Origin of the sequence: Arthrobacter zhaoxinii (assembly GCF_025244925.1) — a bacterium.
GTDB classification, from domain to species: Bacteria; Actinomycetota; Actinomycetes; order Actinomycetales; family Micrococcaceae; genus Arthrobacter_B; species Arthrobacter_B zhaoxinii.
Genome location: NZ_CP104275.1, coordinates 3124092 through 3147067, shown reverse-complemented (window position 1 = coordinate 3147067; position 22976 = coordinate 3124092). Strand labels below are relative to the sequence as shown.

Sequence of the window (22976 nt, the reverse complement as noted above, 5' to 3'; positions counted from 1 at the left end):
CCCGCGATGAATTCCTAACGTTGTTCCAAAAGGAGGACGCTGTGCTGGCGGTCCAGGAAAATCCCGCAACTACGCGTGCAGGCACGCGCGAATGGTGGGGACTCGTCATCCTGATGCTGCCCGTGCTGCTCGTCTCCATCGATAACAACGTCCTCAGCTTTGCCATCCCGTCGCTGTCGCAGGCGCTGGCGCCCACCGGCGTCGAACTGCTGTGGATTGTGGATGTCTATGCCCTGGTCCTGGCCGGCCTGCTGGTGCCGATGGGCAGCCTTGGTGACCGGATCGGCCGACTGCGCCTGCTGATGATCGGCAGTGTGGGCTTCGGGGTCTTCTCCCTGGTGGCTGCGTTTGCGCCGTCGGCGGCGCTGTTGATCGTTGCCCGTGCCCTGATGGCTGTATTCGGTGCCATGCTGATGCCGGCCACACTGTCCCTGATCCGCAATATCTTCACCGATCCGTCCCAGCGCCGGTTTGCCATTGCCATCTGGGCGGCCGGTTTCTCCGGCGGTGCGGCCCTGGGCCCGATTGTGGGCGGCGTGCTGCTCGAGCACTTCTGGTGGGGATCGGTGTTCCTGCTGTCCATCCCGGTACTGCTGCCGCTGCTGATCTTCGCGCCCATCCTGCTGCCCGAGTCCAAGGACCCCAGCCCCGGCGCCGTCGACCGGTTCGGCGTCGTGCTGGTCATGGGTGCCATGCTCTCGGTTACCTACGGCATCAAGGAGTTCGCGCACGACGGCGCCGCTGCCGGCCTGCCGTTCATCGCCGTCGGCCTGGTGCTGGGCTTCTTCTTTGTCCGCCGCCAGCTTTCGCGTGAAAAGCCGATGCTTGATGTCCGGCTGTTCCGGAACCCGGTCTTCAGCGGCTCCATCGCCGCGAACCTGCTCAGCCTGTTCGCCATGGTGGGCTTCATCTTCTTCCTCTCCCAGCACCTGCAGCTTGTGGTTGGACAGACGCCCATCGAGGCCGGCCTAACCATGCTTCCCGGGCTGGTGCTCACCATCATCACCGGCCTGGCCGTGGTGCCCCTGGTGAAGCGGGTCCGCCCTGCGGTTGTGGTGGCCGGCGGGCTGCTCTTCAACGGAGCCGGCTATGCCCTGGTCTTTGCTGCGGGGGAGTCTGTGACCGTGCTCCAGCTGGTCATCGCGTTCCTGCTGCTCGGGGTCGGGGTGGGGGCTGCAGAAACCATCTCCAATGACCTGATCCTGGCCAGCGTTCCGCCGTCCCGCGCCGGATCCGCCTCGGCTATTTCCGAGACCGCCTACGAAATCGGATCCGTCCTGGGCACGGCGGTGCTGGGCAGTATCCTGACCGCTACCTACCGCAGCGGCGTCTCCGTTCCGGCCGGGCTGGATCCCGAACAGGCTGCTTCGGCCGGGGAGACCCTCGGCGGGGCGGTGGAGGCTGCCCGCGGCCTGCCTGCCGAGACGGGATCGGCGCTGCTGCATTCCGCGCAGGCCGCTTTCGATTCCGGCGTCAACATCACCTCGCTGATCGGCGTGGTCACCATGGTGCTGGCCGCCATTGGGGCTGCGGTGCTGCTGCGCCGGGTTCCGGCCCACCGCTAGTTCCGGTGGTGTTGGGCTAGTCCTGATGTGGCCCCGCTAGTCCCGATGTTGTTGGGTTGCTCCCGGTGCGGCCCCGCTAGTCCCGGTGGTGTCGGGTTAATCCCGGTGCGGCCGGGCGATCAGCACCGGGCAGTAGGCATGCGCGGCCACAGTGGTACTGACGGAACCGAGCAGCAGCCCGGCAAAACCGCCGCGGCCGCGGTTGCCCACCACCAGCATCTCCGCCCCGCGGCTGGCATCCATCAGCACCCCGGCGGTCTGCCCGGCCACCGCTGACTGGGTCAGATCCCCAGGAGTGCCCTCCCCTGCGAAGGCTGCTTCCACCGCCTCGGCCAGGCCTCGCTCGGCTTCCACCCGCGGCGACCAATCGGCGGTGGGAAACGGCGTGGCCAGCATTGCCGGAAACTCCCACACCGTGATGGCATCAATACGGCAGTCCAGCAGGTCCGCCAGCCGACGGGCGAGGCGAAGCGCCTCCAGCGACTCCTCTGAGCCATCGACTCCGACCACAATCCGTTTCCGGGTTCCCTCAGTCATGGTGTTCCTTCCAAGTTGGATAAGCAGCAGTTTGCGCCCCCGGCAGCGGGCAGGGCCAGAGCAGCGGCGATTTGTGCGGCGGAACCGCGGACTTGAGCAGAACCAGCAATCGGGCATAGGGTAATAAGCATGCTTACGTTAGCGTGAGCGCCCGCCTATTACGGCGGTCCGGACAGGACCGCCCGAATGGACTGACCTACCGAAAGTGGGAACTTCTATGACCAACGGCAACAAGTCGGACCAGTACACCTTCCAGAACCCCGTGGACCGTTACCCGTCCATCGCCCCGCCCATTCAGGACCAGCCCGAGCCGGGACTGGACAAGGACATGACCCCGCACGTGGACCACGGCGAGGATACCTACCGCGGCACCGGCCGCCTGGAGGGCCGCAAGGCGCTCATCACCGGCGGCGACTCCGGCATTGGCGCGGCCGTGGCCATTGCCTTCGCCCGCGAGGGGGCCGACGTCGCCATCTCCTACCTTCCCGAGGAGGAGCCGGACGCCCAGCACATTGCCGAGGTGGTCGAGAAGACCGGCCGTAAGCTGGTGCGGCTTCCCGGTGATCTCAAGGATCCCGAGTACTGCCGCCAGCTGGTCGAGGATGCCGTGTCGGCCCTGGGCGGGCTGGACATCCTGGTCAACAATGCGGGTAAGCAGATTGCCGTGGAGAACCTCGAGGATCTCTCCGATGAGCAGCTGGACCACACGTTCAAGACCAATATCTACTCGTTCTTCCGGGTGACGAAGGCTGCGCTGAAGCACCTTCCGGCCGGATCGAGCATCATCAACACCACCTCGATCCAGGCGTACAACCCGTCCGCCGATCTGCTGGACTACGCCAGCACCAAGGCGGCCATCAACAACTTCACCAAGGGCCTGGGCCAGCAGCTGGCACCCAAGGGCATCCGGGTGAACGCCGTGGCGCCGGGTCCGTTCTGGACTCCGCTGCAGCCGTCCGACGGACAGCAGAAGGAAGCGCTGACGGAGTTCGGTCAGAGCACCCCGCTGGGCCGTGCGGGCCAGCCTACCGAACTGGCCCCGGCCTACGTCTTCCTGGCGTCCCCGGAATCCAGCTACGTGGTTGGCGAAACCCTGAACGTCAACGGCGGAACCCCGTCCCCGTAAGGGTTCCGGTTTGCTAAACACCTGAGGCTCCGCAGTTGCGGGGCCTCAGGTGTTTAAGGTGGTGGGCGCGCCCGGGGCAGCTGGTTTGTGTGGAGTCGGCGCCGCACAGGGTCTCACGGAATGGTGCTGGTGGTGCTGGTGGGGTCCCAGGAGGCTACAAGTGTCCCACCGGGTGGGGTGCCGTGCTGGTGGGGTGGCTCTGGCAGCACAGGGTCCCACGGAATGGTGCCGTTGTTGCTGGTGGGGTCCCAGGAAGCAGCAAGTGTCCCACCGGGTGGGGTGCCGTGCTGGTGGGGTGGCTCTGGCAGCACAGGGTCCCACGGAATGGTGCTGGTGGTGCTGGTGGGGTCCCAGGAAGCAACAAGTTTCCCACCTGATGGGATGCCGTGCTGGTGCTGCCCGGCCGGCGCAGGCTCCCACAGCCGGCTGGGATGCCGTGCTGGTGGTGCTGCCCGGGCAAAAACAAAAGCGGCCGCCGCACCCCGGAACCCGGGGATGCAGCGGCCGCTGGGACCGTAAAGCCGCGTCTTAGCGGACGGTGGTCTCCTCCGTGCGGAAGTCCGCACGGTCAATACGACGGTGGTAACGCATACCGGCCAGGCCGCCCAGGATGGCGCCGAGCAGCGTGGCAACAAGGCTCGCGGCGACGGCAATCCAGGTACCGGCGTCCACGCCTTCGAGGTTTTCCGGCAGCGGGGCAACCGAGTTGAGCTGGCTGATGCTGCGGATGTCGCTGCCGAAGATCAGGCCCAGGATGATGACGACGGCGGCCGCCACCAGTGCCCACAGCCAGACGGCCAGACCCTGCTTGGCACCGTTGAAGCGGGCCATGCGGCCGGCGACGTACCCGCCGGCAAAGTAGGAGAGCAGCAGGACCAGGAGCATGATGATCGCGCCGATGATGCCGGCGGACTGGTTGGCTGCGGCGGATTCCAGGGCCTGGCCCAGGTTGGTTTCCGCCGAGAGGCCCACGGCGGCACCGATGGCCGCGGCGAGTGCCGAAAGCAGCACCACCATGCCCGTAGCGGTCAGCCAGCCGAAGAACGCTGCGCCGAACTTGAAGCCGCCGAAGCGTTCCTTTTCCCGGGCGAGCAGTGCCTCGCGGTTGGGCAGGGCTGCCCCGCGGGTGTGCTCAGCGTCCCGGTCATCGTGCCGGCGGTTGCTGGTCCGCACGACGTCGCCGTCATGCTTCTCGTTCCGGCCATTGTCACGGTCCGCGTCGCGGTCGGTGTCTGCATCACGGTGGTCGCGCACGGCGGATACCGACGTAGCGCCCCGGTGTTCACCGGTGCCGTCCGTGCCCGTCGAACCTGCGGCGACCGGTGCGACCCGGGTGCGCGTATCTTCGGAGTCCGAACGGGAATCGGAGGCCGACGTCGGGCGGTTGGCAGCGTCGTCGTCGACGTAGCCAGCGGCGGGTTCGGCAGCATGGCTGCCCGAGCGCCGGCCGGAGGTGTGCAGCGCAGCGGCGTCGGTGTCCATGGCCCGGGTGGCGGTGTCCTCCCGGTGTCCGTCCACGGGAACGGCCTGGCTGTTGTCAACGGGTGCCGGCCGGTCGGACCGGTCCCGGAACGGGCCGCCCTCAGAGGCGCCGCGTCCGGTGTTGGAAGCGTTTGTGTTCCCTGGTTCGGTGCTCATTTACTGCTCTCCTGTTTTCCGTCCGGTGAATCGGGCTGAAGATGCCACCTTATAAGCATCCTTAGTAATTCCTCCACCTGACCGCACCGTTGTGCGCCAGCGCACGTTTCCGGCCACTTCCCGGAATGCGGCGGCGGGCGGGAAAATGCGGCCGGGAAAATGCAGCCACCCCGGCCCGCAAATACGCAGCAGCGCAGGCCGCTGGTGGAACACTGGGGGCATGGATCCCGACCTTCTTGTAACCATTGCCGCAGCCCTGGTCATCGCCGTGGGTCTGATCGGCATTGTGGTGCCCGTGCTGCCGGGCAGCATCCTGATCATCATTGCCATGCTGGGCTGGGCCCTGGGGGTGCAAAGCGCGCCTGCCTGGTGGGCCTTCGGCATCGGCGCGGTCCTCCTGATCGCCGGAATGCTCTCCAGCGCGCTCCTCACCGGACGGCGGCTCAAGGAACGGGAAATCCCCAAGCGCTCCATTGTGGCCGGTGTGGGCGTGGGCATCGTCGGCATGTTCACCATTCCCGCCGTCGGCCTGTTCATCGGATTCGCCGTCGGCCTGCTGCTCAGCGAGTGGCTCCGCAAGCGGGACCTGCCCACCGCCTGGTCCTCCAGCGTGGCCACCCTGAAGGCGATGGGCCTCGGGATCCTGGCGGAGCTCGCGCTGGCATTGACCGCAGGAGGTCTCTGGGGCGGAGCCGTCTGGCTCCATTTCGCCACCCGGTAAACCGGCCTCCCGCCGCAGCCGGACAGTCTTCGCGGCCTGGTTCCGCCGCCCGCCGGAGGCCTGAGCCCTAGGCTCCAGTCACAAACTCCGCCAGGTTCCGCAGCTGGTCCGCCCGGCATTCGGGCTTCACGTACATCATGTGCCCGGCCTCGTAGTAATGGTGCGTGAACCGGGACCGTGCTTCCTCGCTCAGCCGCATGTGTGCCCACACGTACTCCGCGGCGAAATGCGGCGTGGCGCCGTCGTAATAGCCGTAATCCACGTGCACCCGCAGGCCCGGGTTATGCACCAGCAGCCGTTCCAGGGTGCCGGTGACGTCCACGGGCACACCCTCGAAGGCCTTGTAGCTCCACGGCTGGACCCGGCCGGTGAGGATTTCGTACGGGAGATCGTTCTCGTAGCCGAGTTCCGCGCGGAGATAGTGGTTGATGGCCGCGGAGTACGGTCCGTTGATGGCCACCAGGCTGGGGTCATCCCAGTTGATCCAGTCCTGCTGGTGCGCCGGCGCCGCGGTGAACCGGCCGTCAATGCGCCCCACCGCCAGGTTCTGGTCCCGGAGCAGCTCCGCGGAGAACATGGCGTAGTCCCAGCGCAGGTTGGTCCGGCGGATAAAGCCCTCGCTCAGGGTGGTGATCGCAGCCAGGCGGGTAACGACGTCGTCGAGTTCCCCTGCGCCCAGCCGGGCACCCTGGGTCAGTGCGTAGCCGTAGTCACGGGAGGCGTACTCTTCGGCTTCGCGGACGACGTCGGCCAGCTCGCGTCCCGGGTGCCGGCCGTGGAAATGCGCGATGGCGGCGTAGGTGGGCAGATGCAGGGCGTAGGGGGTGTCCCGTCCGGGTGCGAAATCCAGGGTGGCCAGGTTCAGCACCGTGGAGATCAGGCCCAGTCCGTTGACGGCCAGGCCGTAGGCGTCGAACAGCTTGCCGGCCACGGCCACCGCGCGCAGGGTGCCGTAGGACTCGCCCACCAGGTACTTCGGGCTCAGCCAGCGGTTGTTGCGCGTGGTCCAGAGCCGGATCACTTCGGCCACCAGGTCCCGGTCCTCCTCGAACCCGTGGAACTCGGCGGCGTCATTGCCGTCCACCACGCGGGAGAAACCGGTGTTCACGGGGTCGATCAGCACCAGGTCCGCGTGTTCCAGCAGGGTCTGCGGGTTGTCGACCAGGCCGAACGGGGGAGGGGTCAGCGTGCCGGCGTCGCCCGAGTCCACCATTCGCGGGCCCAGCAGCCCCATGTGCAGCCACACGGACGAGGACCCCGGCCCGCCGTTGAAGGCGAACACCACGGGGCGGCGGTTGGGGCCGGTCTCCGGGGCATCAGCGGTGTAGGCAACCACGAAGATCTCCGCCTTGGGCAGGAACCCGTCCGACTTCCCGTCGCGGACTTCTTCCTTGCGGAACACCATCCGGCCGGCGGTGGTGGTGTACGCCAGACCCGAGGGCAGGGTATGCCGCCGCACCGCAAAGTCATCGGTGACGTCCGGTGCGGGGTTCGCATCCGGGCCGGGGCGGACGGGGGATTCGGGATGTTCCTGGGAGACCATGGCAAGGACACTACCGGTGCTGCAGCCCTTCTTCCGGCAAGGAAACGGGGCGGTTCCCTGCCATGCTCCGGCAAGTCCGGGGTACGGTCTTCCACCGGCTTCGGCGCGGGTCTACTTTGGAATCACCGTGACCGGCCACGGCACCCCCGACCGAGGGACAGCCGACTTCGGCGCCGGTCCACAAGGTGCGGAGGAATTGCATGTTTTTCCACAAACAGGAACTCCAGTTCAAAGCCACCCCGGATAAGCCGGATGCCGTATTCGCCCGGAAGCTGCAGGAGGCCCTGGGCGGACAGTACGGCGAAATCACGGTAGCCATGCAGTACGGATTCCAATCCTGGAATGCGCACATCCCGGGCAAATACCGGGACCTGCTGTACGGCATTGCTGCCGAGGAAATGGGCCACGTCGAAATGCTGGCCGTCATGATTGCGCAGCTGCTGGAAAAGGCCCCGCTGGGGATTACCGGCGACGCCGTCCAGGACGATCCCACCGTTGCAGCAGTGGTGGGCGGCATGGATGTACAGCACGCCATCGTCGCCGGTGCCGGTGCCCGCCCCGTGGACAGCAACGGCAACCCCTGGACCGGCGGGTACATTACGGCCAGCGGCAACATGCTGGCGGACTTTACGTCCAACGCCAACATTGAAATGCAGGGCCGTCTCGCCGTCGCCCGGCTTTACCACATGACCGATGACCACGGGGTGCGGGACCTGCTGGCGTTCCTGCTGGCCCGGGACACCATGCACCAGAACCAGTGGACCACCGCGGCCCTGGAACTTCAGGCGGAGAACATGGAACAGCTACCGGTACCCAGCAACTTCCCGCTCAACAAGGAACACCGCGAGGTGTCCTACCAGTACCTGAACTTCTCCGACGGGGAGCATGCGAAGGAAGGCTCCTGGGCCAAGGGACCCGCCCCGGACGGGAAGGGCGAGTTCAGTTACCACGACGGTCCCACCACCCGGGCCCCCATGCCGCCCCCCACCCGCCCGGACGCACGGTTCTACGGCACCACCGATGTGCCCAACCCCGTGGAGAAGGCAGCAGGGGCTGCGCAGGACAAGCTGAAGAAGGAATAGCCCCAGCGGGAAAACCGGGCGGAGCGGGGGCTCTGCCCGGTTTTCTGCTGTCCGGGCAGCGCGGTCAGCCCTTCGTGACGGTCGGTGCGGTTTCCCGCGCACCGCGGGAGGTGAGCTCCGGGGCCGGCTTGGCGTAGAACAGCGACGCCACCAGGGCCAGGAGAATAACCGCGGCGGGCAGGTATAGGGACTGGCCCATCGCCTCGGAGTAGCCGGCCTTGAGTGCTTCGGGGAACGCGCCCGCGGCCGGCGCCGTACCGCCGTCGGCCGCTCCGCCGCCCAGATGCGCCGTCAGCCGGGACTGCATGATGGCCGCGATGGCACTGCTGCCGATCACCGCGCCGAACTGCCGGGTGGTGTTGTAGACACCGGAACCGGCGCCGGCGACGTCGGCCGCCAGGTTCCGGGTGGCCGTCAGGGACACCGAAGGCCAGATGCAGGCGTTCGCCAGGCCCATCAGGAGCATCGGAAGCACCAGCTGCCAGTAGGGCACGTCCGGGCTCAGAAGCGCGCCGAGCCAGATGAGGGACGCCGCCATGGCCGCGAAGCCGAACACGGCAATGAACTTGGGGTTCCCGCGCTGCACGGTCTTGCCGGCAATCGGGGCCAGGACCCCGGACAGCACTGCCATGGGGGCCAGCAACAGCGCCGCCTGCGTGGGGCTCAACCCGCGCACGTTCTGCGCGAAGAGGATCAGCGGAAGGGAGAACGCCGTCATGGCGAAGCCCATGCCGGTGATGGAGATGTTCGCCAGGGAGAAGTTGCGGTCCCGGAAAAGCTTCAGCGGCAGCAGCGGCTCGGCACGGTTGAACCGCTGCCACACTACAAACGCGGCGAGGAGCACAATGCCGGTAATGATCAGTGACCAGACGGAGACCGGACCGGCGATGGTGCCCCAGTTGTAGCTCTCGCCTTCCTGGATACCGAACACCAGGGCGAACATGCCCGCGGCGCTGAGCAGGACGCCCAGATAGTCGAAGCGGTGGACGGACGTGGCAAGCTTCGGCACCAGGCGGTAGGCGAGGACGAAGCCGACGACGCCGACGGGCACGTTGATGAAGAAAATCCATTCCCAGCCGAGCGCGTCCACGAGGACGCCGCCCAGGATGGGTCCCACCAGGGTGGCGACGCCGGCGGTCGCGCCCCACAGGCCCAGCGCAGTGCCGCGCTTGTTCGGCGGGAAGATCCGGGTGATCACGGACATGGTCTGCGGAGTCATCAGCGCGGCGCCGAAGCCCTGGAAGACGCGCGCCAGGATCAGTGCGTCCACGCTGTCCGCGAAGCCGCACCAGAGGCTGGAGAGGGTGAAGACCACCAGCCCGATCAGGTAGACGCGGCGCGGGCCGAACCGGTCACCGAGACGGCCGGTGATCAGCAGCGGTACGGCGTAGGCCAGCAGATAGGCGCTGATGACCCAGATGACCTTATCCAGGCCGGCATCCAGATCCGCCATGATGGCCGGGGTGGCGATGTTGACGATCGTGGAGTCCACCAGAATCATGAAGAATCCGATGACCAGGGACCAGAGGGCCGGCCAGGGTTTGATGTCCGGCTTGGTGGTATTCACAGTGCGTTGGTGCCGTTTCAGTCGAGAAAGTGGAAGAGGCGCAAAAAGAGCCGAAGTCCATTGTGGACCTACTTGCGTGCACGGCATACCCCCGGGCGGTTCGTGGCAAACCCTGCAGCTTTGAAACTCGCCGGACCCGGTGCACGCCCCGCCGGCTGCGGCGGGCGTACGATGCGGTCATCCGGATGCGGAAGTGATCCGTATCACGGTTTTATCCGTCGCAAAACAATGGAGTTTTAGATGAGCACCAACGCCGCGTCCGCCGTGCCCTCTTCCGGGCGGATGAGCCGGGAGGAACGCAAGGTCCTCGCCGGGACACTGGTCGGCACCACCATCGAGTGGTACGACTTCTTTATTTACGCCCAGGCTGCGGGTCTGGTTCTGGCCACCCTGTATTTCGGTCCCATCAATGACGGGCCGCTGGGGCAGGTGGTCTCCTTCGCGACCATCGGCATCAGCTTCCTCTTCCGCCCGCTGGGCGCCGTGGTGGCCGGACACCTGGGGGACCGGATCGGCCGGAAGAAAATGCTGGTGTTCACCCTGATCATGATGGGTGCCTCCACCGCGCTGATCGGCGTGGTGCCCACCTACACGCAGATCGGCATCGCCGGCCCCATCCTGCTGATCCTGCTGCGCATCCTGCAGGGCTTCTCTGCAGGCGGGGAATGGGGCGGAGCAGCCCTGCTGTCGGTGGAGCATGCGCCGGTGAACAAGCGCGGACTGTTCGGCGCGTATCCGCAGATCGGCGTGCCGATCGGCATGATCCTGGCGACGTTCGTGATGTACGTGCTCAGCACCAGCCTGAGCGAGGAGCAGTTCATGGCCTGGGGTTGGCGCATTCCGTTCCTGCTCTCCGTGGTGCTGATCGCCGTGGGCTACTTCATCCGCCGTTCGGTGGCGGAAAGCCCCGTGTTCAAGGAGATCCAGGAGCGGAAGAAGGAATCCTCCGCGCCGCTGGGCCAGCTGTTTCGGCACAACACCCGCGAGGTGGTCCTCAGCGCGCTGATCTTCGTTGCAAACAACGCGGCCGGGTACCTGGTCATTGCATTCTTCGCCTCCTATGCCACGGGCAAGCCGGAGACGGGCGGGCTGGGCATGGACCGGCCCTCGGTGCTGCTGGCCACCACGCTGGGGTCCTTCGGCTGGCTGATCTTCACGCTCTACGGCGGAATCCTCTCCGACCGGATCGGCCGGGTCCGGACGTTCCAGATCGGCTACGCCTGGGTGTTCCTGTGGTCGGTTCCGATGTTCCTGCTCATCGACACCACCAACATTGTGTTGTTTGCGGTGGCGATCTTTGTCCTGACCATCGGCCTGGGCCTGTCCTACGGCCCGCAGTCCGCCATGTACGCCGAGATGTTCCCGGCCCGGGTGCGGTACTCGGGAGTCTCCATCGGGTACGCCCTCGGGGCCATCCTGGGCGGAGCGTTCGCGCCGACCATTGCCCAGGCACTGCTGAACGAGACCGGCTGGTCGCCCTCGATCGGCATCTACATCATGGTGCTGTGCGTGGTGTCCCTCGTCGCGGTGACCATGGTGAAGGAAACCAAGGGCAATGACCTGCATGTGGAGGATGCTCCGAAGCAGGACTCCCGGCGCTAGCGGCTGCCGGTCCGCCGGGCTGCCGCTACGGGTGTGCCGGGGTGCCGCCGTCAACGGCGGCGCCCCGGCGCGTCAGAGCCACTTGTTCCGCTTGAAGGTCACGTAGAGGACGAAGCCCATCCCGAACATCGCCAGGATCGCCAGCGGATATCCGAATTCCCAGCTGAGTTCGGGCATGTGGTCAAAGTTCATGCCGTAAATGGTGCCCACCAGGGTGGGGGCAAAGAGGATGGCGGCCCAGGAGGAAATCCGCTTCACCTGTTCGTTCTGTTCAATGCTGGTTTCTGCGAGCCGGTTGGACGCGAGCGTGGAGGAGAGGGTGAGCGCATTCTCCAGGATCGCGCGGTATGCATTGACCCGGTCCACCAGGCGCAGCACATGGTCCAGCACGTCGCCGAGGTTGTCGTGCAGGTCCGTGGGAATGCCGTACTGGTCCGCGTTCTGGCGCAGTTCGCCCACCACGTTTTCCAACGGACTGATGGCACGGTGGAACTGGATGACTTCGCGGGAAAGTTCGTAGATGCGGCGGGGAACCTCGGCGTCGCCGCCGAACAGCTGGTCCTCGATCTCGTCGATGTCGTTTTCCAGTCCGGCCGCAACGGGCGCGTATTCATCCACCACCTGGTCCAGCACGGCGTAGAGCACCGCCTGCGGCCCCAGCGCGAGCAGCTCCGGTTCCTGTTCCAGCCGCTTGCGGACCCGGGTGAGGTCCGGGGATTCGGCGTGCCGGACGGTCACCACGAAGTTGGGTCCCACGAACAGGTGCAGCTCGCCGAACTCCACGCGTTCGACGTCGTCGAGGTAGCGGGCGGGACGCAGGACCAGGAACAGCTGGTCACCGTACTGTTCAAGCTTCGAGCGCTGGTGGCCAGCCAGGGCGTCTTCGACAATGAGCAGGTTCAGGCCGAACTCCTCGGCGACGGCCAGCAGCTCCACCTCGTCCGGGCGGTACAGGCCGATCCAGGCCATGCCGCCGGAACTGCGCGTCAGTTCAAAGGTCTCATCGAGGCTGTCCGGATTGTGGTGGCGCTTGCCGTCCACGTACACCGCATTGTCGACCAACGTCATGGACATTCCCCTAGCGTTTAAACCCGTCATCGGCCGGGCATGGACGCCGGCCAGTGTCCATTATCCCTGTTCGCCTTCGCCCCTGCCGCCGTGCGGGGCGGGACGGCCGGCGTCCCGACCCGTGAAGGGCACGCAGGGCGTTGAGGATGGCGGCCAGATCCACCAGTTCCTGGGTCAGGGCACCGGCGACCGCCGGAATGTAACCGAAGGACGCCACCAGCATCAGGGCCAGGCTCAGGACAATGCCGAGCCGGATGCTGCCCAGCGCCACCTGCATCGTTCGCAGGCCGATTTCCACCGCGGTGGCCACCTTGGAAACATCGTCGGCCATGATCACGACGTCGGCGGACTCGCTGGCGGCCGTGGAACCCCGTGCACCCATGGCGATGCCGACGTCGGCCGCCGCCAGCACCGGTGCGTCATTGACGCCGTCGCCCACCATCACCACCGGACGCAGCGGCAGGGCTGCGACGGCGCGCACCTTGTCCTCCGGAAGCAGCCCGGCGCGTACATCCGTGATTCCCACCGTGTTGCCGATGGCCCGCGCGGTGGCCGGGCCGTCGCCGGTGAGCATCACTGTGTCGCGGATCCCCAGTCCGTGCAGCTGCGTCAGGGTGGCGGCTGCATTCGTGCGGGCGGCGTCGCTCATCACCAGGGTGCCGGCGAACCGGCCGTCCACACTGAGATACACCACCATCTGCCCGGGGGAGAGGTCCGCGGAAGGCACCTGCGGGTCCGTTTCAGCGATGAAGCGGTGCTTCCCGATCCGGACGGTCCGGCCCCCGATGAGCGCTTCGACGCCGTTGGCGGTGACCTCCTGCGCCGTGTCGGCAGGAGCCGGCTGCAGCCCCCGGTTCCGGGCGGCGGCCAGGACCGAGGCGGCCAGGACGTGGGAGGAATACTGCTCGGCGGAGGCTGCCAGTGACAGGAGTTCGTCCGGGCTGAAGCCGGGCGCCGGATTCACTGACACAAGCCCGGGCCGGCCGTAGGTCAGGGTTCCGGTCTTATCGAAGGCAGCGCTCCGGGCCCGCGCCAGCTGCTCCAGCACCGCCCCGCCCTTGACGATGATGCCGCTGCGGGCCGCCCGGCTCATGCCGCCCACGAAGGCCACCGGAGCGGCGATCAGCAGCGGGCAGGGTGTGGCCAGCACCAGTACCTCGGCAAACCGGACCGGATCGCCGGAGACGGCCCAGGCGGTGCCGGCGATCAGCAGCGACACGAGGGTGAAGGGGACGGCAAACCGGTCCGCCAGCCGGACCAGGGGAGCACGCGATGCCGAGGCCTCCCGCACCAGGGCCACGATGCGCTGGTACTGGCTGTCCGCCGTCGTCGCCGTGGCGCGGAGGGAAACCGCATGGGCGCCGTTAACGGAACCGCTCATCACCGTGGCTCCGGCCTTGCGAGCCACCGGGAGGGGCTCGCCGGTGAGGGAGGATTCGTCAAACTCCGCCGCGGGATCCAGCAGGACGCCGTCCACCGGCACCACTTCGGCCGGCTTGATCAGCAGGATGTCCCCGGGAGCCACCTCGGTGGCCGGAATGTCTTCCGCCGCACCCCGGGGGATGCGCCGGTTCCCGGGCAGCGACCCGCCGGCTTGGGACGGCAGCCGGTGCGCAACCTGCGGCGCCCGGTTCAGCAGGGCATCAAGCTCACCCCGTGCCCGGCCGGCCGCATAGTCCTCCAGTGCTTCCCCGCCGGAGAGCATCAGGACAATGATCAGCGCGGCCAGGTATTCACCGACGACGACGGTGCTGAGGATGGCGATGACGGCCAGGATGTCCAGCCCCCAGTTCCCGGCACGGATGTTCCGGAGCATTTCCGCGGCGGTCTTCAGCGCCACGGCACCCGCATACAGACCTGCGGTCCAGGCCGCGGCGGGTCCGGCGCCGGCCGCCTGCAGGGTAAGGACCGCCAGGCCCACCAGCACCGTGGTGAACACCAGCGGATAACGGCGCACCGCGCCCCGAATCCTCCTCCACATGCTTTCCGTTTTAAGCCTGCTGCCGAGCAGTTTCCAGCAAGACAAACCTTGCCTAACATCCGGGGTGCGGGGCGCCGCCGTCGTTCTAGCGGAGCGCGGCTTCGATCCGCCGGGCGGTTTCGGCCAGGCGGAGCCCCATGGCGTCTTCGTCTTTGCCGGAGCCGAAATAGACCACGGACACGGCGGCGGGCAGCTGGCCGGAGGCCGTCACGGGTGCCGCGACAGCGGAGACTCCTTCGATGACCTCGTTGTGGCTCACGGCATAGCCGCGCTCGCGGGCGGTCCGGCTTTCGCTGCGGTATTTCTGGCCGGGGGCCAGCCGGTCCCACTGGTCCTCGGTCATCGCGGACTGGATGGCGATGCCCGGCGCGCCGGCGGTGAAGGAGTGGCGGGTGCCCGGGCGCTGGATCAGGGCCGTGCGGCTGTGGGTGGGCTCCACCGTCATCAGGGTGACACAGTTCTGCCGGTCCCAGACGGCAACGAAGGCCGTCATGGACAGCTCGTTGGCCAGGATGCTGAGCTCGGGCAGGGCCGCCGACTGCAGGTCCCGCGAGACGCCCCGGGCCAGCGCCGCAAGGCCGGGTGCGGCCGAAACCCGGCCGGCGTCGTCGCGCATCACCAGCGAATGGGACTCCAGCGTGCGCAGGATCCGGTAGGCGATGGAACGGTGTACCCCGAGTCCTTCGGAGAGCTCGGCGATGCTCAGCGGGTTCTCCGCTTCGGCGAGGAGTTCCAGCGCCCGGATTCCGCGGGAGAGGGTCTGGGACTGGGAACCGGCACCGGTGGGTTCGGGGGGTGTCATGGGCCAATCCTAAGCGCAGGCCGGCCCGCACCCATGCCGCGGAGCCAGGCCCCGGGACGTGCCGCTACGCGCCGCGGCGGCGGCTGAGCAGCCCGGACATAAGCAGCAGCAGCCCGCCGGCCAGCGGCCACAGAATGTACATGCTCAGCAGGGCCCCGAAGGCGGCGACCACCAGGCTGGTCAGCATGGCACTGCAGACCAGGATCATTCCCAGGACAATCCGGACCTGGCCGCGGTGCGGTGGCGGGATGGGCGGAAGCCATGCGGGACGTTCGTCTGTCCAGCTCATGCGAGCAATTTTAGGACCGCACGCCGTCAATGGAACCGCTCCGTCCCGGGTTTTCTGCTTTGGCACCGAAACGGCTCTTCCCGGACCCCGGCCACCGTGAAAAGATGGCGAAACCGTGCCGCCGACCCCGAGGAACCTGCCGCCATGAACCAGAGCGATCTTCTTGTTGATGCCTTCGGGCGGTTGCCCAGCGCCGTCCGCCGGGCCGTGAACAACCTCGACGCCGGAACCCTCAACCACCGTCCCTATCCGGACGGAAACTCCGTTTCCTGGCTGATCTGGCATTTGTCCCGCGTGGAGGATTATCAGGTTGCCGAGGTGGCCGGGCAGGAACAGGTCTGGACCGCCAACGGCTGGGCGGAACGGGTGGGGCTGCCGCTCGCGGTGGAGGACACCGGGTACGGGCACACCTCCGAGCAGGTGGCACAGGTCCAAGTGGAGTCCGCGGAGCTGCTGGTGGGCTATTACGGGGACGTGCACTCCCGCACCGCGGCCTTCGTCTCGGGCCTGTCGGGCGAGGACCTGGAGCAGATTGTGGACCGGGCCTGGGACCCGCCGGTGACGCTGGGCGTACGGCTGGTGAGCACCCTGGCCGACTGTCTGGAGCATGTGGGGCAGGCGGCCTACGTCCGGGGCATGGTGCTGGCGCAGGCGGCGTGAGGCCGGGAGTCCGTGCTAGCCGAGCGAGAGTAGGAGCTTTTCGCAGGCATTGAGGCAGCGCCGGCAGGCTTCCGCACAGATCCGGCAATGCTGGTGCATGGAGGCGTGCTGCTGGCATTCCTCGGCGCAGGCAGCGCAGGCCGCGATGCACGCGTGCAGCAGGCTCGCGGTCGCCGGACCCGTGGTCCCTGTCCGGGACAACACCGCGGAGGTGGTTGCGCAGATCCCGGCGCAGTCCAGATCGATGCGGATGCAGTCGGCCAGATCCGCCACCATCTCTTCAGCAAGGCAGGCATCCGCACAGGCATTGCACACCTGGGCGCATTCCGCGCAGGCCCGCAGGCACTCGGCCAGGAGCCGCGGGTCCGGGGTGCGGGGTCCGCCGGGACGGTTCTCAAGCATTTCGGTCATCAGGGCCATGGGTCCTCCTTGGTTCCGGGGCATTTGGCAGGACCGTTTTCCCTGGCTGGCCGTGCCGGTTCCCCGACCGTAGCGAGGGCGGGGAGGCATTCCAAGGGAGCCGGGGGTTTGGCGCGGGCCGAAGAGCGTGATTAGAATCGGTGTAGCCTGGCGGGGCCGGTTGTTCGGTTTCGGTTGGACCACGGTCCGACGCCGCGCGGTGCAGTTCCGGGGCTTTAGCTCAGTTGGTAGAGCGTTTCGTTCGCAATGAAAAGGTCAGGGGTTCGATTCCCCTAAGCTCCACAGGAAAACCCCCGGGAAGCCGGGGGTTTTTGCTTTGTCGGGACGGCGCGGGGCGGGCTTCTCGGCAGCGTTACGCCCGCAGACTACACTTCCCGGCATGACCATCACCTTCCGCAGCATGACGCCCGATGACGCCGGGGCGGTCGCAGCGTTCCTGGCCTCCAACCGGTTTCCCTTCCACGTGAATCCGGCCCCCGGCGAGTCCTCCGCAAACCAGCGGGTGGCGGAGGGGCACTTCTGGAGCGGGGAATCCCAGGGCTACTGGGTGCAGCACGACGGCGAAGACATTGGGCTGGCAGTCCTGGCGGGACTGACCGACGAGAACGTCGACTTTGACCTCCGTCTGGCGGAAGACCACCGGGGCCGCGGCCTGGGCACCGGCGTCGTGCGGGCCCTGTGCCGGCTTGCCTTCACCGAACTGCCGGACATCGTCCGGTTCGAAGGCCAAACCCGGGAAGACAACATCGCCATGCGCAAGACCTTCCTGCGCGCCGGGTTCGTCAAGGAAGCGCACTACCGGCAGGCGTGGCCGACGGCGGATGGGTCCCGGCTTGCCTCCGTGGCCTATGCGATACTTCGCTCGGACTGGGAGAACAACACAGTGACTCCGTTGGAATTCGACGACCTGCTCCTGGACGCATAGACCCGCAAAAGCTAGGGGAGCTAAATGGGAACTACGGACGCCGCAATCTCCGTCCGGGGACTGACCAAACGGTTCGGCCGTGTGGCCGCCGTGGACGACCTGTCCTTCGAAGTCGAGGCAGGAAGCGTGTTTGCCTTCCTGGGGGCCAACGGCGCCGGGAAGTCCACCACCATTTCCTGCCTGACCACCGTGCTCCCGTTCGACGCCGGCACTGTCGAGGTGGCGGGGCACGACGTACGCGGCAGCGGAGGCGGCGTCCGCGAAGCCATCGGCGTGGTGTTCCAGGATTCACTGCTGGATCCCATTCTCACCGGAAGGGAAAACCTTCAGACCCGGGCACGGTTCTACTCACCGGACAAGGCTGCCAATGATGCCCGCATTGACGAGCTGGGCCGGCTGGTTGGTCTGGGCGACTTCCTCGACCGGCGTTATGCCACCTATTCCGGCGGGGAACGACGCCGGGTGGACATCGCCCGCGCGCTGCTGCACTCGCCGTCGATCATCTTCCTGGACGAACCCACAGCCGGCCTGGATCCGGGCAGCCGGGCCCTGGTCTGGTCCACCATCCATGACCTGCGCGAAAATCACGGACTCACGGTCTTCCTCACCACCCATTACATGGAGGAGACCGAGGAAGCGGACCGGGTCTGCGTGATTGAGAAGGGAAAGATCGTCGCCGACGGTACGCCCACCACGCTGCGGGCCCAATACAGCAGCAGCATCCTCTCCATCACCTCCGCCGAACCGCAGGCGCTTGCCGGCCTCGCCCGCGACGCCGGGGTCGACGTCGCCGGATCGGACGGCAACGTGCTGCGGCTGCGGGTGGACCGCTCCGACACCGCCCGCCGCCTCCTCGCGGCGCACGGCGACAGCGTGCTGGACTTCGAATTCCGCCACGGAACCATGGATGACGTTTTTCTGGCCCTCACCGGCCGGCAGGGGGAAGCAGCATGAACGTAGTCCTGGATATCACCGGCCGGAACCTGCGCCTGTACTTCCGTGACCGGCTGAACCTGTTCTTTTCCCTCCTCGGCGCGCTGGTCCTGTTCCTGCTCTACACCCTGTTCCTGGGCAACCAGCAGACCGAGGGCCTGGAGGAAATGTTTCCGCAGGCCGCCGAGGAGGACGTCAAGGGCCTGGTGGACGCATGGATGTTCGCCGGGATCGTGGGAATCACCGCGATCACCACGGGGCTCGCCGCCGTGAACGTGATTGTGGACGACACCGCTTCGGGGCGCTTCCGGGACTTCCTGGTGTCACCGATCACCCGGGGGCAGCTGGTCCTGGGGTATCTGCTGTCCACTGTCACGGTCGCGCTGATCATGACCACCATCGTGCTGGCCGTGAGCCTGGGATACCTGGCCGCGGTGGACGGGGTGGTGCTCACAGCGGGTCAGCTGGCCCGCACCTACGGCTACCTGGTGCTCAGCTGCGTCGCCTTCGGATCACTCAGCGCCTTCATCGTCACCTTCGTCCGCACCCCGGGGTCCTTCGCGGCACTGTCCACGCTGGTGGGCACCATCCTCGGCTTCGCTGCCGGGTCCTACATTCCCGTGGGTGCCTTCCCTGAGGGCGTGAAGAACTTCGTCAGCGCGCTGCCCTTTATGCAGGCCTCCATGGTGGTGCGCCAGGAAATGACCGCCGGACCCATGGACGCCGTGACGGACCAGCCCGACGCCGTGGCCGCGGTGCAGGACATCTTCGGAATTACTGCACAGGTGGGGAACTGGGAGGTATCCGCCGGGTACGTGGTGTTTATCCTGGCGGCGATGGTAGTGGTCTTCGTCCTGCTGGCGGCGCTGCGGATCCGTTCCCGCATCCGCTGAGCAGCGGACCCCGAGTGCCCGCCGGGAACCGGCCTCAGCTGTCCCCGGCGGGCACTTCGTAAATAATCTCCAGCCCGTCCTCGTCATCCCACTGCTCGCCGTTGGCGGCGAACCCGTACTGTTCCACCAGCCGCCGGGAGACGCTGTTATCCGGGCTGATGGTGGCGCGGACGGTCCGGATTGACGGTTCGCGGGCAGCCGCCGCCAGCAGCGCCTCCAAAGCGGCCCGGGCGTAGCCCTGGCGACGGTAGGCCGGGTCCACGGAGTACCCCACCTCCACCATGCCTGCCTCATCCGGCGGCCCGTGGAAACCGGCCAGACCCACGGCCCGTCCGACTTCGGGGTCAAAGATCGCCCGGGTGATCCAGACTGCATCGCCCGGATTCTCCCGCAGCTGTGCGCTCCTCATCCGCCACAGCGGCTGCCGGTCCCGGGAAAAATGCTCGGTCAGTTCCAGCGGCGCCTCCTGGTTGGCCGCGGGCAGATTCCCGGCGGCCAGCGCATCAATCACTCCGCGGGGAAGCTGAATCAGCTGAATGTTCTTGAGTGCTGCTGACACTGCTGGCTCCTTTGCCGTTTCCGGCATCGCTAAACGCGCCCGGGGTACCGACCCTAACCCGCTCCCGGCCAGACTTGAAGAACGCCGCAGCGAAGGGAAAAGCAGATGGGCACTGATTCCGTCCTCATCATCGGGTCCGGACCGGCGGGTTACACGGCCGGAATCTACGCAGCCCGCGCAGGGTTGAAGCCGCGCATCCTCGCCGGTTCCGTGACCGCCGGCGGTGCGTTGATGAACACCACCGAAGTGGAGAACTTCCCGGGCTTCCCGGACGGCGTCCTGGGACCGGACCTCATGGACAACCTGCGCCGGCAGGCGGAGAAGTTCGGTGCACTGGTGGAGTACGACGACGTCGTGTCGGTGGACCTGGGCACGCACACCAAACGCGTGGTCACCGGCGGCGGGAAAAGCCACAAGGCCCGCAGCGTCATCCTCGCCACCGGATCCGTCTACAAGGAGCTGGGGCTGCCGGAGGAAAAGCAGCTCAACGGCCGGGGGATTTCCTGGTGCGCCACCTGCGACGGTTTCTTCTTCCGCAATCAGGACATTGCGGTGGTCGGAGGCGGGGATTCGGCCATGGACGAAGCACTCTTCCTGACCCGCTTCGCGGACTCGGTGACCGTCGTCGTGCGCCGGGACGCCCTGCGCGCCTCCCGCATCATGGCCCAGCGGGCACGGGACCATTCCAAGATACGGTTCGAGTTCAACAGCGAGGTCACCGCCATTCACGGGTCGGACAAGGTCACCGGAATGACGCTCACGGACACCGTCACCGGTGCAACGCGCGAACTGCCGGTGCAGGGGATCTTCGTGGCCATCGGCCACGCCCCGCGCACCGATCTGCTGGCCGGACAGGTGGAGCTGGATCCGGACGGCTACATCAGAGTGGCCGCCCCGAGCACCCAGACCAACCTGGACGGGGTGTTTGCGTGCGGCGACGCCGTGGACCACCGCTACCGGCAGGCCATCACCGCAGCCGGCACCGGCTGCTCGGCGGCACTGGATGCCGAACGCTACCTGGCGGCGCAGGCGGATGCGGACAGTATCGCCACTGCGCTCGTGGAGGGTTCGCTGAAAGGCTAGCCTCAGGCGCCGGTGAAGGTCAGCACCAGCAGGGTGACGTTCAGTCCAACCAGCAGCACCGAGACCAGCACGCCCAGGCCCGTGGTCCACCAGTGGTTGCGGTGGCTCCCCATCAGGTCCCGCTGCGCGGTCAGCCAGACCAGCGGAATCAAGGCGAACGGAATGCCGAAGGAGAGGATGACCTGGCTGAGGATCAGCGCCCAGGTGGGATCGATGCCGACGGCGAGGATCGCCAGTGCGGGAAGCAGGGTGATCAGGCGGCGCAGCAGCATGGGAATGCGGATCTTCAGCAGGCCCTGCATGATCTCGGCGCCCGCATACGCGCCCACCGACGTCGAAGCCAAACCGGACGCGAGCAGCCCGACGGCGAACAGGGTGGCCACCACCCCGCCCAGCGATGCGGCAATGGCAGCATGCGCACCCTCGAGCGTGTCAGTTCCCGCCACGCCCTGGAGCGACCCGGCGGCGAGCAGCAGGATGGCCAGGTTCACCGACCCCGCCACGGCCAGCGCGATGGTCACGTCCCACTTGGTGGCCTTGATCAGCCGGGTAGTTGTCAGGGTTGCGGTGCGTCCGGGGAACCGGTCACGGGTCAGGGCGGAATGCGCGTAAATGGCGTGCGGCATTACGGTGGCGCCCAGAATGGACGCCGCGAGCAGCACCGACTCGCTGCCTTCGAAACGGGGCACGAGGCCTTCGACCACCGCACCGCCGTCGGGCGGGTTGAGGAAGACGCCGGCGGTGAAGCCGACGGCAATCACCAGCATCAGCGTGACAATGACATATTCGAAGCTCCGGTGCCGGCCGCTGTTCTGCAGCTGCAGCACCACTATGGAAATGCCGCCGGTGATGATCCCGCCCAGGAACAGGGGGAGGTCAAAGAGCAGCCAGAGCGCAACGGCGCCGCCGATCACCTCCGCCACGTCGGTGGCCATGGCCACCAGTTCGGCCTGCAGCCAGTACAGCCGCCGGGCCGGTTTCCTGCCGATGCGTTCGCCGAGCAGCTCGGGCAGGCTGCGGCCGGTGACCAGGCCGAGCTTGGCCGAGAGGTACTGGATCAGCCATGCCATGACGTTGCCGGTTACCACCACCCAGACCAGCAGATAGCCGAACTGCGCTCCTGCGGTCATGTTGCTGGCGACGTTGCCCGGGTCCAGGTAGGCGACGCCGGCCACCAGTGCGGGGCCGAGCAGCCACAGGATGTTGCGGGGACGGGCTGCGGGGCGCGCGGTGGTGTCGGGGAGCGGGACGGTACGTGCCATGACAGCAACCTAGCACCTAAAGTTCGGCGCCCCTAACAAATGTTCGTGGGTCCCCTCCGAAGCGCGGAGCATCCTGCCGGCGTGCCGGCCGGGAAGGGGCCGGGGGCAACGAAGAAGGCGCGCATCCCATGCGGATGCGCGCCTCGGACGGATGGGGAGGGTGTTAGTTGCTGGCCGGTGTGTAGCTGGGGTAGCTCTGGTCGCCGGTTGCGCCCAGGGGCCCCTTGCTGGCCTGCGGGCCGAGGTAGCGGGCGGAGCCGTAGGAGAGGTAGAAGTACATCACGAAGCTGAACAGGACAAGCAGCACCGCAATGACCGCGGTCTGGCCGAAGACCTTCGCAAGGTTGATTGCCAGGAGCACCATGGCCACGATCTGCAGGATCGGCACCATGAGGGCCAGCAGCCACCAGCCGGACATGCCCGCTATGCGGAACAGCACCACAGTGGAGTACACGGGAATAAACGCTTCCCAGGTCTTGCGGCCGGCTTTCTTGAACATGCCCATCATTGCAAGGCCGCCGACTACGGCGGAGATGACCAGCATAACGAGGAAGCCACCGAAAAGGGCGCCGGCGCTTACGGCCGGATCGGTGGTTGTAGTGGTGAATTCGGACGCAGAAATGACAAACGGAAGGCTCGAGACTGAATTGATCATGCCGAGAACGATATTTGTTGGGACGCCGATGTCAAGGTCAAACCCCTCCTTTAGTGAACCGTTAT

Annotated in this window: 22 protein-coding genes and 1 tRNA gene; 11 read left to right on the top strand and 12 right to left on the bottom strand. The window is 66.9% G+C overall.

All coding sequences use genetic code 11. From position 1 onward, the window contains the following. Positions 1-41 precede the first annotated feature (41 nt). Positions 42-1565, top strand: coding sequence for an MFS transporter (locus tag N2K95_RS14655; RefSeq protein ID WP_260652134.1), 1524 nt, complete (start codon positions 42-44; stop codon positions 1563-1565). A gap of 96 nt (positions 1566-1661) precedes the next feature. Here N2K95_RS14655 and N2K95_RS14650 read toward each other — a convergent pair whose 3' ends face one another. After that, on the bottom strand, positions 1662-2102 hold the full coding sequence (locus tag N2K95_RS14650; RefSeq protein ID WP_260652133.1) for a universal stress protein: 441 nt from the start codon (positions 2100-2102) through the stop codon (positions 1662-1664). A gap of 217 nt (positions 2103-2319) precedes the next feature. Here N2K95_RS14650 and N2K95_RS14645 point away from each other — a divergent pair, with 217 nt between their 5' ends. Continuing rightward, positions 2320-3228, top strand: a complete 909-nt coding sequence (locus N2K95_RS14645) for an SDR family oxidoreductase (protein ID WP_260652132.1) — start codon at positions 2320-2322, stop codon at positions 3226-3228. Between the two features lie 528 nt (positions 3229-3756). On the opposite strand, the gene N2K95_RS14640 is transcribed toward N2K95_RS14645, so the two are convergent. Then, on the bottom strand, positions 3757-4866 hold the full coding sequence (locus tag N2K95_RS14640) for a TIGR04086 family membrane protein (RefSeq protein WP_260652131.1): 1110 nt from the start codon (positions 4864-4866) through the stop codon (positions 3757-3759). A gap of 220 nt (positions 4867-5086) precedes the next feature. Between N2K95_RS14640 and N2K95_RS14635 the strand changes: the two genes are divergently transcribed. Then, positions 5087-5587: a DUF456 domain-containing protein gene (locus N2K95_RS14635; protein WP_260652130.1), complete on the top strand. Its 501-nt coding sequence runs from the start codon at positions 5087-5089 to the stop codon at positions 5585-5587. A 67-nt stretch (positions 5588-5654) separates the two neighbouring features. On the opposite strand, the gene N2K95_RS14630 is transcribed toward N2K95_RS14635, so the two are convergent. Beyond that, entirely contained in the window at positions 5655-7130 is a 1476-nt protein-coding gene (locus N2K95_RS14630; protein ID WP_260652129.1) for a S10 family peptidase, read from the bottom strand. A gap of 200 nt (positions 7131-7330) precedes the next feature. Here N2K95_RS14630 and N2K95_RS14625 point away from each other — a divergent pair, with 200 nt between their 5' ends. Next, positions 7331-8212 carry a manganese catalase family protein gene (locus N2K95_RS14625; RefSeq protein ID WP_260652128.1) on the top strand — a complete coding sequence of 294 codons (882 nt, stop codon included), beginning with the start codon at positions 7331-7333 and terminating at the stop codon, positions 8210-8212. Positions 8213-8276: 64 nt separating this feature from the next. On the opposite strand, the gene N2K95_RS14620 is transcribed toward N2K95_RS14625, so the two are convergent. Continuing rightward, the gene (locus N2K95_RS14620) at positions 8277-9713 is read right to left on the bottom strand and encodes a DHA2 family efflux MFS transporter permease subunit (protein WP_260653827.1); all 1437 of its coding nucleotides are present in this window, start codon (positions 9711-9713) and stop codon (positions 8277-8279) included. 306 nt (positions 9714-10019) lie between these two features. On the opposite strand from N2K95_RS14620, the gene N2K95_RS14615 reads away from it, so the two are divergent. Continuing rightward, a complete protein-coding gene (locus N2K95_RS14615; protein ID WP_260652127.1) occupies positions 10020-11381 on the top strand; it encodes an MFS transporter in 1362 nt (453 codons plus the stop codon). Positions 11382-11453: 72 nt separating this feature from the next. Here the strand turns inward: N2K95_RS14615 and N2K95_RS14610 are convergent, their stop codons facing one another. The 4 genes from N2K95_RS14610 to N2K95_RS14595 form a co-directional block, all read right to left on the bottom strand. Further along, positions 11454-12449 (bottom strand): magnesium and cobalt transport protein CorA, encoded by a 996-nt coding sequence (locus tag N2K95_RS14610; RefSeq protein WP_260652126.1) that lies wholly within the window; start codon positions 12447-12449, stop codon positions 11454-11456. A 10-nt stretch (positions 12450-12459) separates the two neighbouring features. After that, positions 12460-14430, bottom strand: coding sequence for a heavy metal translocating P-type ATPase (locus N2K95_RS14605; RefSeq protein WP_260652125.1), 1971 nt, complete (start codon positions 14428-14430; stop codon positions 12460-12462). A gap of 85 nt (positions 14431-14515) precedes the next feature. Next, positions 14516-15232 carry an IclR family transcriptional regulator gene (locus N2K95_RS14600; RefSeq protein ID WP_260652124.1) on the bottom strand — a complete coding sequence of 239 codons (717 nt, stop codon included), beginning with the start codon at positions 15230-15232 and terminating at the stop codon, positions 14516-14518. A gap of 64 nt (positions 15233-15296) precedes the next feature. After that, positions 15297-15521 carry a hypothetical protein gene (locus tag N2K95_RS14595; RefSeq protein WP_255791013.1) on the bottom strand — a complete coding sequence of 75 codons (225 nt, stop codon included), beginning with the start codon at positions 15519-15521 and terminating at the stop codon, positions 15297-15299. Positions 15522-15665: 144 nt separating this feature from the next. On the opposite strand from N2K95_RS14595, the gene N2K95_RS14590 reads away from it, so the two are divergent. Further along, complete coding sequence (locus N2K95_RS14590; protein WP_260652123.1) at positions 15666-16181, top strand: mycothiol transferase; 516 nt, start codon at positions 15666-15668, stop codon at positions 16179-16181. Positions 16182-16196: 15 nt separating this feature from the next. On the opposite strand, the gene N2K95_RS14585 is transcribed toward N2K95_RS14590, so the two are convergent. Continuing rightward, positions 16197-16601 carry a four-helix bundle copper-binding protein gene (locus N2K95_RS14585; RefSeq protein WP_407080093.1) on the bottom strand — a complete coding sequence of 135 codons (405 nt, stop codon included), beginning with the start codon at positions 16599-16601 and terminating at the stop codon, positions 16197-16199. 209 nt (positions 16602-16810) lie between these two features. Between N2K95_RS14585 and N2K95_RS14580 the strand changes: the two genes are divergently transcribed. The 4 genes from N2K95_RS14580 (at position 16811) to N2K95_RS14565 (ending at position 19352) form a co-directional block, all read left to right on the top strand. Next, a tRNA-Ala gene (locus N2K95_RS14580) sits at positions 16811-16883 on the top strand. Positions 16884-16980: 97 nt separating this feature from the next. Continuing rightward, positions 16981-17526 carry a GNAT family N-acetyltransferase gene (locus N2K95_RS14575; RefSeq protein ID WP_260652122.1) on the top strand — a complete coding sequence of 182 codons (546 nt, stop codon included), beginning with the start codon at positions 16981-16983 and terminating at the stop codon, positions 17524-17526. Between the two features lie 24 nt (positions 17527-17550). Continuing rightward, on the top strand, positions 17551-18480 hold the full coding sequence (locus tag N2K95_RS14570; protein WP_260652121.1) for an ABC transporter ATP-binding protein: 930 nt from the start codon (positions 17551-17553) through the stop codon (positions 18478-18480). Beyond that, complete coding sequence (locus N2K95_RS14565; protein WP_260652120.1) at positions 18477-19352, top strand: ABC transporter permease; 876 nt, start codon at positions 18477-18479, stop codon at positions 19350-19352. Before N2K95_RS14570 ends, N2K95_RS14565 begins: the two co-directional genes overlap by 4 nt. Positions 19353-19386: 34 nt before the next feature. Here N2K95_RS14565 and N2K95_RS14560 read toward each other — a convergent pair whose 3' ends face one another. Continuing rightward, the gene (locus N2K95_RS14560; RefSeq protein WP_260652119.1) at positions 19387-19911 is read right to left on the bottom strand and encodes a GNAT family N-acetyltransferase; all 525 of its coding nucleotides are present in this window, start codon (positions 19909-19911) and stop codon (positions 19387-19389) included. Positions 19912-20016: 105 nt separating this feature from the next. On the opposite strand from N2K95_RS14560, the gene trxB reads away from it, so the two are divergent. Then, the gene (gene trxB / locus N2K95_RS14555; RefSeq protein ID WP_260652118.1) at positions 20017-20994 is read left to right on the top strand and encodes a thioredoxin-disulfide reductase; all 978 of its coding nucleotides are present in this window, start codon (positions 20017-20019) and stop codon (positions 20992-20994) included. Positions 20995-20996: 2 nt separating this feature from the next. On the opposite strand, the gene N2K95_RS14550 is transcribed toward trxB, so the two are convergent. Both N2K95_RS14550 and N2K95_RS14545 read right to left on the bottom strand, forming a co-directional pair. Then, positions 20997-22256 carry an Nramp family divalent metal transporter gene (locus N2K95_RS14550; RefSeq protein ID WP_260652117.1) on the bottom strand — a complete coding sequence of 420 codons (1260 nt, stop codon included), beginning with the start codon at positions 22254-22256 and terminating at the stop codon, positions 20997-20999. 163 nt (positions 22257-22419) lie between these two features. Then, positions 22420-22911: a DUF5684 domain-containing protein gene (locus N2K95_RS14545; RefSeq protein ID WP_260652116.1), complete on the bottom strand. Its 492-nt coding sequence runs from the start codon at positions 22909-22911 to the stop codon at positions 22420-22422. Positions 22912-22976: the final 65 nt, after the last annotated feature.

What these genes read in the sequence shown, in the direction of transcription:
- N2K95_RS14650 (WP_260652133.1), bottom strand. Translation starts at nt 2,102, where the DNA reads ATGACTGAGGGAACCCGGAAACGGATTGTGGTCGGAGTCGATGGCTCA.
- N2K95_RS14645 (WP_260652132.1), top strand. Translation starts at nt 2,320, where the DNA reads ATGACCAACGGCAACAAGTCGGACCAGTACACCTTCCAGAACCCCGTG.
- N2K95_RS14640 (WP_260652131.1), bottom strand. Translation starts at nt 4,866, where the DNA reads ATGAGCACCGAACCAGGGAACACAAACGCTTCCAACACCGGACGCGGC.
- N2K95_RS14635 (WP_260652130.1), top strand. Translation starts at nt 5,087, where the DNA reads ATGGATCCCGACCTTCTTGTAACCATTGCCGCAGCCCTGGTCATCGCC.
- N2K95_RS14630 (WP_260652129.1), bottom strand. Translation starts at nt 7,130, where the DNA reads ATGGTCTCCCAGGAACATCCCGAATCCCCCGTCCGCCCCGGCCCGGAT.
- N2K95_RS14625 (WP_260652128.1), top strand. Translation starts at nt 7,331, where the DNA reads ATGTTTTTCCACAAACAGGAACTCCAGTTCAAAGCCACCCCGGATAAG.
- N2K95_RS14620 (WP_260653827.1), bottom strand. Translation starts at nt 9,713, where the DNA reads ATGATTCTGGTGGACTCCACGATCGTCAACATCGCCACCCCGGCCATC.
- N2K95_RS14615 (WP_260652127.1), top strand. Translation starts at nt 10,020, where the DNA reads ATGAGCACCAACGCCGCGTCCGCCGTGCCCTCTTCCGGGCGGATGAGC.
- N2K95_RS14610 (WP_260652126.1), bottom strand. Translation starts at nt 12,449, where the DNA reads ATGACGTTGGTCGACAATGCGGTGTACGTGGACGGCAAGCGCCACCAC.
- N2K95_RS14605 (WP_260652125.1), bottom strand. Translation starts at nt 14,430, where the DNA reads ATGTGGAGGAGGATTCGGGGCGCGGTGCGCCGTTATCCGCTGGTGTTC.
- N2K95_RS14600 (WP_260652124.1), bottom strand. Translation starts at nt 15,232, where the DNA reads ATGACACCCCCCGAACCCACCGGTGCCGGTTCCCAGTCCCAGACCCTC.
- N2K95_RS14595 (WP_255791013.1), bottom strand. Translation starts at nt 15,521, where the DNA reads ATGAGCTGGACAGACGAACGTCCCGCATGGCTTCCGCCCATCCCGCCA.
- N2K95_RS14590 (WP_260652123.1), top strand. Translation starts at nt 15,666, where the DNA reads ATGAACCAGAGCGATCTTCTTGTTGATGCCTTCGGGCGGTTGCCCAGC.
- N2K95_RS14585 (WP_407080093.1), bottom strand. Translation starts at nt 16,601, where the DNA reads ATGGCCCTGATGACCGAAATGCTTGAGAACCGTCCCGGCGGACCCCGC.
- N2K95_RS14575 (WP_260652122.1), top strand. Translation starts at nt 16,981, where the DNA reads ATGACCATCACCTTCCGCAGCATGACGCCCGATGACGCCGGGGCGGTC.
- N2K95_RS14570 (WP_260652121.1), top strand. Translation starts at nt 17,551, where the DNA reads ATGGGAACTACGGACGCCGCAATCTCCGTCCGGGGACTGACCAAACGG.
- N2K95_RS14565 (WP_260652120.1), top strand. Translation starts at nt 18,477, where the DNA reads ATGAACGTAGTCCTGGATATCACCGGCCGGAACCTGCGCCTGTACTTC.
- trxB (WP_260652118.1), top strand. Translation starts at nt 20,017, where the DNA reads ATGGGCACTGATTCCGTCCTCATCATCGGGTCCGGACCGGCGGGTTAC.
- N2K95_RS14550 (WP_260652117.1), bottom strand. Translation starts at nt 22,256, where the DNA reads ATGGCACGTACCGTCCCGCTCCCCGACACCACCGCGCGCCCCGCAGCC.
- N2K95_RS14545 (WP_260652116.1), bottom strand. Translation starts at nt 22,911, where the DNA reads ATGATCAATTCAGTCTCGAGCCTTCCGTTTGTCATTTCTGCGTCCGAA.